Source organism: Anaerobacterium chartisolvens, from assembly GCF_003337415.1.
GTDB classification, from domain to species: Bacteria; Bacillota; Clostridia; order Acetivibrionales; family DSM-27016; genus Anaerobacterium; species Anaerobacterium chartisolvens.
Map to the genome: position 1 here is coordinate 196,333 of NZ_QPJT01000007.1, position 7,056 is coordinate 203,388.

Consider the following 7,056-nt stretch of genomic DNA (forward strand, 5'->3'; position numbering starts at 1 on the left):
TATATAGGATGCGCTAGCTCACATCTATCATTTCGAGGTATTTATGCCCATTCTGTTCTATATGAATCTTTCTTCCCGCAAGGTTGTCCCCTAAGAGCAGGTCAAAAAACTCCTCTGTTTTCAAAACATCATCCGGCACAACCTGTATGAGCCTTCTCGTTTCGGGATTCATTGTCGTGCGCCACATCATATCGGGCTCATTTTCACCCAAGCCCTTGGATCTCTGAAGTGTATATTTAACCTTCAGCTTTGATATGATATTGCTTTTCTCCTTTTCAGAGTAGGCAAAGAAGGTGTTGCTCTTTGCCGTAATCTCAAAGAGGGGAGATTCCGCAATATATACCTTCCCCACCTGAATAAGAGTGGGAACAAGCCTGTACAGCATTGCCAGAATCAGCGTCCTTATCTGAAAGCCGTCCACATCGGCATCGGTGCATATTATTACCTTGCTCCACTTAAGATTATTCAAGTCAAAGGTGTTTAAGTCCCTGTTGTGCTTGGACTTGATTTCTACCCCGCAGCCCAGCACCTTTATAAGATCTACAATTATTTCATTCTTAAATATAGCGTCATAGTCGGCCTTAAGACAGTTTAGGATTTTACCGCGCACAGGTATTATAGCCTGAAATTCGGCGTCTCTTCCAAGCTTGCAGGCACCCAGTGCGGAATCTCCCTCAACTATATAAATTTCCCTCCTGTTTAAGTCCTTTGTGCGGCAGTCAACAAATTTCTTTACCCTGTTTGAGATGTCAACCGCCCCGCTTAATTTTTTCTTTATGTTTATCCTTGTCTTCTCGGCAGTCTCCCTGCTCCTTTTGTTAACAAGCACCTGCTCGGTTATCTTATCGCTCTCCATCTTATTTTCTATAAAGTACACCTCAAGCTGCTGCTTTATAAAGTCGGTCATTGCCTCCTGTATAAACCTGTTTGTTATGGATTTCTTAGTCTGGTTCTCATAGCTCGTTATGGTGGAAAAGGAATTTGTAACAAGCACCAGGCTGTCCTGTATATCGGCAAAGGTTATTTTGGACTCATCCTTATTGTACCTTCCCCTCCCCTTCAGGCACTTGTCTATCTCGTATACAAACGCCGCCTTAACGGCCTTATCGGGTGCCCCGCCATACTCAAGCAGGCTTGAGTTATGATAATATTCCAAGAGATTTGCTTCATTGTTGAAGCAAAAGGCTATCTGCATCTTAACCTTGTACTCCGGCTTGTCCGCCCTGTCCCTCCCCTTTGCGGAGGACTGGTAAAACTGTACCTCTGTAAAGCCCTTATCCCCTGATATCTCCTTTACATAATCCACAATACCATTGGGGTAGCAATATTCAAAATTTCCCTCACATTCCTCGTCATAAAGCTTAAAGGTCAGCCCGGCATTTACAACCGCCTGCTTTTTCATGACGGTAGAAAAATATTCTAAGGGTATTGCAATATCGGTAAAAACATCCATATCCGGCTTCCATTTAATGGTTGTGCCGGTGCTTTCATATTTATACCGTTCCTTTTGCAGTCCTCCTATGTTTTCTCCCTTTTCAAAGTGCAGCTTATGTATAAGCCCGTCCCTGCATACCGCAACATCCATATACTCGGAGCTGTACTGTGTCGCACAGCTTCCCAGCCCGTTTAAGCCAAGGCTGAACTCGTAATTTTCTCCAGAATTATTTTTATATTTCCCGCCTGCGTAAAGCTCACAAAAGACAAGCTCCCAATTAAATCTTTCCTCCTTTGGGTTGTAATCCAGAGGAATTCCTCTTCCGTAATCGCTGACAGTAATGGCCCCGTCTCTATGCCTTACTACCTCAATAACATCTCCATAGCCCTCTCTGGCCTCATCTATTGAGTTAGACAGTATTTCAAAAAAGGAGTGCTGACAGCCCTCTATACCGTCAGACCCAAAAATTACTCCGGGGCGCAAACGCACCCTGTCTGCCCCCTTCAGAGAAGAAATGCTTTCATTTCCATATCCGTTATTCATGTTTTCTTTCGCCATTTATATCCACCTTACCTAAATTTTTACATAAGACATCGCATACAAGTCCAAGCATTTAAAACTATAGCATTATTTTCTTATATTCTCAACCTCTATATAATACATTATCATAATCAAACTGGTGTTCTATGTCAAGTAAAATGTTATACAACATGCTTAAGCCAGAATTTGAACTCCGTCCCCTCATCCTTTCTGCTGTTGACCTCCACCCTTCCCCCTATTTTACCGACCTCATCCTTAACAGCCGTCAAGCCTATCCCTCTGCCTGAAAAGCTGTCGGCAGTCATTTTTGTTGTCATATACCTGTGGAATACAAGCCCCATAACCTCCTGCACAGGCATTTCATAAGCCTCCTCATAGGTGCATATGCCTTTCATAAAGGAAATTTTTCTAATCTCCTCTAAATCTATTCCCCTTCCGTCGTCAGATATACAAACACATATATATTCATCCTGCAGGGATATGCCGCACCTTATGCTTCCGAGCCGGTCCTTTCCCTTCTCTTCACGCCGGACAGGCTCCTCTATTCCATGATCTACGGCATTTTTAAACACATGCACAAGACTTTCCGTAAAGCTCTGATATTGCCGTATATCGGCATAAAAATCTCCTCCCTTTATTATAAGAGGAAAAATTTCCTTCCCAAGCCTTCTGGCAGTAACCGCAACATATGCGGGATAGTGCTTCAATAAATCCCGAAAAAGCCTGTGCCCCAATTTTCTTACCTCCGGCAGCAGCAGTCTGCACTGCTCATCAGAGAGTATGGATGTCATCTTTTTCTCAAGCTCGTCAATTTTATCCTTATCCACCCAAGCAGGCCTGCTGCCTATATAGAAATCCTCTCCCACGGCGGTTGCGATTAAGTCGAGATCCTGCTCAAGCAATTCAGGCCGGATCTGCAAAAGGCATTCCTCCATCTCATGGGCAATTTCCTCATCTGTGCTATTCCTCAGCATCGAAATACGGGACTCAATTTCATGGAGCTTATTTACGATATTAACCATGTTAAGCTTACTAAAGCTGCTTTTAAAATTGTGAATACTCCTCAGTATATCAAAAAGCTTTATTCCCTCATCAGACGATGAATCGAGAATTTTTATGATCCCCAAGCCGCAAAAATCCCTGTACTCCTTGCACAGATTCAGAAATTCATCATAATTTGCAACCACACTGACTATCATTCTTAAATTGCTTCTCTCTTCCTCCGCCTTATTTTCAAGCAGCTTTTTGTCGGTAATGTCGTTTAATATAAGCATAAACATCCTAAACTTAGGCGGAGCCTCCCCGTTAAGAATAATATATTTTACCGCTATATATCTTCCCTCCACATAAATTTGAGCGGGCAAAAGAGGTAAATAAAATTCTCTTATAGAGGAATTATGAATATTAAGTATCTTAGTAAGCATAATATTTAAGTTGTGCTGCTGCTCGGTGTCTGCATGTATGAGCTCGGAAAATTTTACTCCTTCAATCCTTCTTTTAAATATTTTTATACACTCGGAGCTGTAATAATCGTTAATGATAAGCGTCTGCCCAAAGGTAAGAAAGCCTTGACTTGAATTATCTATAATCCGGCTCATATTTTTATTGCGCAGCATCCCCCTTTTAAGCCTCATAGAGCCTTTATATGCATTTAATAGCGAGCTCACCGCAGTAAAGAGCTTCTTTCTTACAAGCTCGCTCTTTTCCTTACAGTCACTCACACAATATTCCGTAATAAAGCCCTCTTCAACATCCTCTCCGGGCTCAATCCGGAGTATAATGCCTGCCGCCTTATCCCCCAGCTCTTCCCTGATAAGCCTTACAAGGTCAATTCCCTTGTCTGTGCCTCCAATTGATTTATGAATGAATGCTATAGCTATATACAGCCTTTCCTTAAACAAATTGGCGGCCTCAGCAACAGAAAAGGCGCTTAAAAACTCCAGCGGTATGCCTTCAAATACAAACTCCTGCAGGCTGGATTTTACAGCTTTGTGAATATCCCTGTCCTCATCCGCAATCATTATTGTCCATTTATGAGGGCCTTGTATTTTCTGCCCGTTATGGTATACTATTTCATCATCTGTGGAAAATAGAAAATCAGACTCATAAAACATTTGATCTGCTCCTTTTGGACTGGCATTCAATATAAAAACACTGAGAAAGAACTATTTTAACATGCATTTTTATTAATTATTCGACAATATATTGAATAATCCTCCAAAAAAACCGATGCTCAGGAAGTTTTATGACATGTTTTTTATGCATGAAAATATTAATTTACCGGCTATGGACTCTACGGAAAGGGCATAATTTTACATATGAAAACCTTTAAAAAAACCTATATAGAAATTACAAATGTATGCAACCTGTCCTGCAGCTTTTGCCCCAAAACTCACAGGCCTGATAAATTTATGGAGCCGGATCTGTTTCTGAGAATCTTAACCCAGCTCCGCGGACGCTCGAGGCATCTTTATTTTCATGTGCTGGGAGAGCCTCTTATGCACCCCGAGCTGGGGTATTATTTAGACCTTTGCAACCAATACGGCTACGCCGTGAACATAACGACAAACGGCACTCTTATAGGCAGACTATTGGAGCAGGATATGCTTAAGCCCTCACTCAGACAGGTAAACTTCTCCCTTCACAGTCTTGAGGGCAATTCATGCGACTCTCTGCTGTTAAATATGGAAGGGTATCTGGAGGCTATATTTGATTTTATAAGGGAGGCAAGGCTTAAGACAAATGTGCAGATATGCCTCAGGCTGTGGAACTTAAAGGAGCATGGCAGCCCTGAAAGCAACAGGCTTCTCCTTTCTAAAATTGAAAAGGAGTTTTCTCTTGATTTCAGGCTTCAGGATAAAATAACGCCCTGCAAGGGAGTAAAGCTTGCGGACGGTATATTCTTAAATCAGGCCCAACGCTTTAATTGGCCCGATATAACAGACAGGGATATAAATGATACCGGCTTCTGCTACGGCCTCAGAGAGCAGATAGCCATTCTTTGCAACGGCACGGTGGTGCCCTGCTGTCTTGACAGTGAAGGCACAATAGCTCTTGGCAATATATGCACCCAGTCTCTTGATGAAATATTGTCCGGCGCCAGAGCCAAAGAGATATACAACGGTTTTTCAAGCAGAAGGGCTGTGGAGCCGCTGTGCAGAAAATGCCAATACAGGCAGCGCTTCAGCATTAAATGACATTTAATAATAAATGCCGTTTAATACCGAAGCGCCGCACTCCCCCTCCATTATGCACTTTACCATTTTTACATATTGTACATTTCCTTGCGCAGCTTTGCCACACCCTCATCCTCAAGGTATTCATCATAGGTTGTCTGCCTGTCTATGAGGCCATTAGGAGTAAGCTCCATTATTCTGTTTGCAACCGTCTGCACAAACTGGTGATCGTGTGAAGCAAATAATATTGTTCCCTTAAAGTTTATAAGCCCGTTATTCAGCGAGGTTATAGATTCCAAATCCAGGTGGTTGGTGGGCTCGTCAAGCATCAGCACATTTGCGCCCGAAAGCATCATCCTGGCAAGCATACACCGCACCTTTTCCCCTCCTGAAAGAACGCACGCCTTCTTTAATGCTTCCTCTCCCGAAAAAAGCACTCTTCCAAGCCACCCTCTCAAGAAGGTCTCGGTCTGATCCTTTGAAAACTGCCTCATCCAGTCCACAAGGTTCATGTCCGCTCCGTCAAAATATTTGGAGTTATCGCTGGGGAAATACGATCTTGAGGTTGTAACACCCCAGTTAAAATCTCCCGTATCGGGGCAAAGCTCCTCGGCAAGAATTTTAAAAAGCGTCGTTTTAGGTAGTCCGTCAGAGCCTACAAAAGCGATTTTATCACCCTTGTTTATGGTAAAGCTTATATCATTCAACACCTTTTGCCCGTCAATTTCCCTGCTTATATTTCTGACAAAAAGCAAATCGTTCCCTGCCTCTCTGTCGGGCTTAAAGTCGACGAAGGGGTACTTTCTTGAGGAGGGCTTTATGTCCTCGAGAGTAAGGGTTTCAAGCAGCTTTTTCCTTGATGTCGCCTGCTTGGATTTAGATGCGTTTGCGCTGAACCTCTGTATAAACTCCTGCAGCTCCTTTATTTTAGATTCTGTTTTCTTGTTCAGCTCGCGCGCCTGTCTTAAGGCAAGCTGGCTGGACTCATACCAGAAATCATAATTTCCTACATACATCTGTATTTTGCCGTAATCTATATCTGCTATATGGGTACACACCTTGTTTAAAAAGTGCCTGTCATGCGACACAACAATAACGGTATTTTCAAAGTTGTAAAGGAAGTTTTCAAGCCAGCTTATGGAGGCAATATCAAGGTGGTTTGTCGGCTCGTCCAGAAGCAGTATACCCGGGTTGCCGAATAGCGCCTGAGCCAGAAGGACTCTTACCTTCTCACTTCCCTCAAGCTCCTTCATTTTCTTATAATGAAGCTCCTCCCTTATTCCCAGCCCATTCAGAAGAGTAGCTGCGTCAGACTCGGCGTCCCAGCCGTTCATCTCGGCAAATTCCGCCTCAAGCTCCGACAGCTTTATACCGTCCTCCTCGGAAAAATCGGGCTTTGCATAGAGAACCTCCTTTTTCTCCATTATCGAATACAGCCTGTCATGGCCCACAATAACGGTTTTTAACACTTCGATATCATCAAACTCAAAATGATTCTGCTTTAAAACTGCCAGCCTATCGCCGGGAGTTATTATTACGTCCCCCTTATTGGCTTCGATCTCTCCCGAAAGTATTTTGAGAAAAGTGGATTTGCCGGAGCCGTTTGCGCCAATAAGCCCATAGCAATTCCCCGGGGTAAACTTAATATTTACATCCTCAAAAAGTGCCCGTCCGCCGTATCTTAAGCTAATTCCATTTGTACTAATCATTTTACTACCATCCTTAAGAATTAAAATTTCCTGCCCATTATAACATAGAAAATCCCGGCAGTCTATAATTATGGGTGTTTTCTAACACAACGCCTCCACATCCTCAGTTGACAAAGTAAATGCAACCTTGGCGAATAAAGCTAGCTGCATTATGTCTTACAAAGTGGCAAAGTGTATTTAGTATTACAAATAATAA

General features: G+C 42.8%; 4 protein-coding genes. 1 reads left to right on the forward strand and 3 read right to left on the reverse strand.

Annotated elements, in window-relative coordinates; genetic code table 11:
- Positions 1-13: 13 nt before the first annotated feature.
- Positions 14-1,993, reverse strand: coding sequence for a DNA gyrase/topoisomerase IV subunit B (locus tag DFR58_RS08210; RefSeq protein WP_114297328.1), 1,980 nt, complete (start codon positions 1,991-1,993; stop codon positions 14-16).
- Between the two features lie 143 nt (positions 1,994-2,136).
- Complete coding sequence (locus tag DFR58_RS08215) at positions 2,137-4,089, reverse strand: ATP-binding protein (RefSeq protein WP_114297329.1); 1,953 nt, start codon at positions 4,087-4,089, stop codon at positions 2,137-2,139.
- Between the two features lie 204 nt (positions 4,090-4,293).
- On the opposite strand from DFR58_RS08215, the gene DFR58_RS08220 reads away from it, so the two are divergent.
- Entirely contained in the window at positions 4,294-5,172 is an 879-nt protein-coding gene (locus DFR58_RS08220) for a radical SAM/SPASM domain-containing protein (RefSeq protein ID WP_114297330.1), read from the forward strand.
- Positions 5,173-5,240: 68 nt separating this feature from the next.
- Here the strand turns inward: DFR58_RS08220 and DFR58_RS08225 are convergent, their stop codons facing one another.
- Positions 5,241-6,860: an ABC-F family ATP-binding cassette domain-containing protein gene (locus DFR58_RS08225; protein WP_114297331.1), complete on the reverse strand. Its 1,620-nt coding sequence runs from the start codon at positions 6,858-6,860 to the stop codon at positions 5,241-5,243.
- Between the last annotated feature and the right edge of the window lie 196 nt (positions 6,861-7,056).